Origin of the sequence: Ruminococcus sp. AM43-6 (genome assembly GCF_003461785.1) — a bacterium.
GTDB classification, from domain to species: domain Bacteria; phylum Bacillota; class Clostridia; order Oscillospirales; family Ruminococcaceae; genus Hominimerdicola; species Hominimerdicola aceti.
Genome location: NZ_QTXU01000063.1, coordinates 233 through 3,822 on the forward strand (window position 1 = coordinate 233; position 3,590 = coordinate 3,822).

Consider the following 3,590-nt stretch of genomic DNA (forward strand, 5'->3'; position numbering starts at 1 on the left):
TTTCTCGCTGCATAATTCTTGTTCGAATAAAATGTGTCAAGTGATATTGACAAAACCATAATTATGAAACAAACCAACTACGCTGCCGTTTCAATCATATTTTTGTATACACAATTTTCTACAAGAGACGGCAGACAAAAAGAAAAATGAATTACGAAAGGAATATGTTGAATGAAAAACGAAACCAAAACGTCTGTCGAAAAGGTAGTAAAGTAACCCAAACCGAAGCTAATGAACGTTAAGCTTGAGAAACTACACCCGTTTGAGAATCACCCGTATAAGGTGCTTGACGATAGCTCCATGACAGAGCTTGTAGAGAGTATCAAAGAATACGGACTTCTAAACCGCATTATTGTCCGCCCGATTGATGACAAGCCTGACGAATACGAAATTATATCCGGACACCGCAGAGTACACGCCGCCGAGCTTCTTGAAATGAAAGAAGTCCCGGCGGTTGTTCATTTTATCGACCGTGACCAAGCCACGATTTTAATGGTAGATTCAAACTGTCAGCGTGAAAATCTATCCCTTATGGAAAAGGCGTGGTCTTACAGAATGAAGCTTGATGCGATTAAGCACCAAGGCAAAGCTTTGGGACAAAATGTCCCGAAGTTAGATGATAATAGGACAACGGCAAAAATCGGCGCCGAAAGCGGAGATAACTATAAAACCGTTCAGCGCCTAATTCGTTTAACCCATCTCGTTCCCGAGCTTCAAGAGTTTGTAGACAGTGGCAAAATGAAAATGCTTCCGGCTTATGAGCTTTCCTTCCTTAATGAAGAAGCTCAGCGAGATATTGTTGACCGTATTGACGAAACCGAAAGCTTTCCGTCGCACGCACAAGCCCGCCGTATGCGCGCCGCTTTTGAAGAAGGCACACTTGACTATGATACCGTAGCCGGAATTATGGCAGAGGTTAAACCCAATCAGGTGGAAAAGCTGAAAATCCCGATGGACGATATTCGCAAATATGTACCGTCCTCTATGACACCAGCTGAAATGCTGGAATACCTGCTTAAGCTTGTCAAAAATGAATATAACCGTCATCACAACCGCGACGCGAGATAAGGTGGGCTTATGAATAAGTTTATTGTAGGCTTCGGCGCCGCACCGCAGGAATATGTTATTAACAGTGTAAGATATGTGGTTGAGTCGGGATTTCAAAAGCCCAACTATAAAGAACCCAAAGAGAATACTATGCTGAATAACCGTATAGGGAGTTATCTCACAAGCGATTTCGCAGATTTGCCGTCTGTCGGTACAAGTAATATAATAAGCACCGAATATGATTGTACGGCTGCCGGGATGGAGGATCATAATGCAGCCGAAAAAGAATAACAAAATCGGGATAACGGCGTTTTACTGCCGTTTGTCCCGTGATGACGGAATGGACGGTGAAAGCAATTCAATTGTCAATCAAAAAACGCTGCTTTCGCAAAAGGCAAAGGAAAAAGGATTGACCGATATAAAATTCTATGTGGATGACGGATACACAGGAACCAACTTCAACCGACCGGGATTTCAACAGATGCTCTCCGATATTGAAATGGGATATATCTATGCCGTAATGGTAAAAGACCTGTCCCGACTTGGACGAGATTATGTTTCGGTAGGAAATTATACCTATGTATATTTCCCGGACCATGATGTTCGGTTTATTGCCGTTAATGACGGAATAGACAGCGAGGAGGGCGAGAGCGAAATTGCCCCTTTCAAAAACATCTTAAACGAAATGTATGCACGGGATATATCCAAGAAAATTCGTTCATCGCATCGCTTGCGCGGTTCAATGGGAGAACCGTTATCCCAACCGCCATATGGGTATATGAAATCCGCTGAAAACAAAAAGAAGTGGGTTATTGACCCGGAGGCGGCGGATGTGGTAAAAAGCGTTTTTAAAATGTGTCTTGAGGGCAAGGGCAACGAAACTATCGCGCGAATATTGCAGGAGAAACAAATACTTGTTCCTATGGCGTATTGGCAAAGCAAAGGCTTGCCGAGAGGCGGAAAGAAAACACAGCCTAATCCGTACAAATGGTGCAAGACGACAATACAAAAGATTCTGTCTCAGCAGGAATACTGCGGTGATGTAATCAACTTCAAGACCTGCTCAAAGTTTTTTAAGAACAAAACAAGACTTACGAACGATCCTGAGAATTGGGCGATATTCAAGGATGTTCACGAGCCGATTATTGCACGGAGTGATTTTGAAAAGGTACAGACGCTCATAGCCAAAACCAAACGCCGTGCGCCAAAACCGAAAAACGGCGAGAAAAGCATATTCTGCGATTTGCTGTTCTGCGGTGATTGTCACGGTAAGCTTCGTCATCATACGAATACTATCAACAAGGACATTCACTATTTCGTGTGTGCAAACAACAAGGTAGATTACCGAGGAGAATGTCCCGGCAGACACTATGTCAGAGCAGAAGCCATCGAGCAGGTGGTAATGCTGGAGCTGCGGAGAATGGCAGAATTTTTGGCTGCGGATGAGGAAGCCTTTGCCGAGCTGCTTGCTCAAAAGACCGATAAAGAGCTTTTGAAGGAAAAGAAGCACGACGAAGCAGAACTTCAAAAAGCTATTGCTCGCAACGATACCGTATCGCGTCTATACGAAAAGCTGTATGAGGATAACGCTGTCGGCAAAGTGAGTGACGAATGGTTTATGCAGTTGTCCCACAAGTATGAAACGGAAAGGCTGGAGCTGAAAGCAAAAATTAAAACGCTCCGCCAAAAGCTTTCCGAATGCGGACAGCGCGAACAGGAACGCGAGAATTTCACTTCGGCAATCCGCAGGTTTATGCGAATGGACAGGCTGACCGCACCGCTGCTTCGTGAACTCATCGACCATATTGATGTTTTTGAAACAGAGGGCAAAGGTAAAAACCGAACGCAGAGAATCGTTATCTATTATCGCTTTGTCGGATATGTGGAGATACCCGAAGTATCCCACAGATCGAATATCGTCGTCGATACACGAAAAGGTGTCGCGGTTGAGTATTTAACCGAGCCGAAAACGGCATAGCAAAAGGAGCAGGCGAAAACCTGCTCCGTACATAAAGCCGCATTAAATAGAAAAATCGAGTATTCATAAAGTCAAATCCCTTATGAATACTCGATATGGTGCGGCAAACGGGACTTGAACCCGTACGTCAAGGACACACGCCCCTCAAACGTGCCTGTCTGCCAATTCCAGCACTGCCGCATTTGCTATTCTTTTCGCTGAACTTTTTCGTTTTGTTCGTGTTCCGTGTCATTCAGCTTAATTATTATAGCATTTATTTTTTCTATTGTCAAGGCTTTTTTTTCAAAAAAATTCGACTATTTATAAATATACATATCGCATACTCATTTGTATATGTTCGAGCTTCGCTATTGACAAATCAGTCGGGCGGTATAACAGTTCTGTTGGGCTAGATATTCTAAAGCAAAGCATACTACACGGTATATCTACACAACCTTGTAAAAAAAATTCAAACCACTCCGCTGCCCAAGGTGGAACAGTTTTACTCATTATGAATTTTTTCAACAAAAAAAGGGGCTGTAAAAAAAGTTCCCAAGAAAAAAGGCTGCGATCTTGCCAAAAAGCA

The 3,590-nt window shown here is 43.3% G+C and carries 3 protein-coding genes and 1 tRNA gene; 3 read left to right on the top strand and 1 reads right to left on the bottom strand.

The features are described from left to right. Nucleotides 1-231 precede the first annotated feature (231 nt). The 3 genes from DW938_RS14270 to DW938_RS14280 are packed head-to-tail and all read left to right on the top strand — an operon-like array spanning nt 232 to nt 3,025. On the top strand, nt 232-1,068 hold the full coding sequence (locus DW938_RS14270) for a ParB/RepB/Spo0J family partition protein (protein ID WP_242992563.1): 837 nt from the start codon (nt 232-234) through the stop codon (nt 1,066-1,068). 9 nt (nt 1,069-1,077) lie between these two features. Further along, nucleotides 1,078-1,338: a hypothetical protein gene (locus DW938_RS14275; RefSeq protein WP_117878667.1), complete on the top strand. Its 261-nt coding sequence runs from the start codon at nt 1,078-1,080 to the stop codon at nt 1,336-1,338. Continuing rightward, complete coding sequence (locus DW938_RS14280) at nt 1,319-3,025, top strand: recombinase family protein (RefSeq protein ID WP_181984472.1); 1,707 nt, start codon at nt 1,319-1,321, stop codon at nt 3,023-3,025. Before DW938_RS14275 ends, DW938_RS14280 begins: the two co-directional genes overlap by 20 nt. 96 nt (nt 3,026-3,121) lie before the next feature. On the opposite strand, the gene DW938_RS14285 is transcribed toward DW938_RS14280, so the two are convergent. Beyond that, nucleotides 3,122-3,205: transfer RNA gene (locus DW938_RS14285), tRNA-Leu, on the bottom strand. Nucleotides 3,206-3,590: the final 385 nt, after the last annotated feature.

Bases quoted from the DNA above. Each gene is read 5' to 3' on its own strand.
- DW938_RS14270 (WP_242992563.1), top strand. From the start codon at position 232: ATGAACGTTAAGCTTGAGAAACTACACCCGTTTGAGAATCACCCGTAT.
- DW938_RS14275 (WP_117878667.1), top strand. From the start codon at position 1,078: ATGAATAAGTTTATTGTAGGCTTCGGCGCCGCACCGCAGGAATATGTT.
- DW938_RS14280 (WP_181984472.1), top strand. From the start codon at position 1,319: ATGCAGCCGAAAAAGAATAACAAAATCGGGATAACGGCGTTTTACTGC.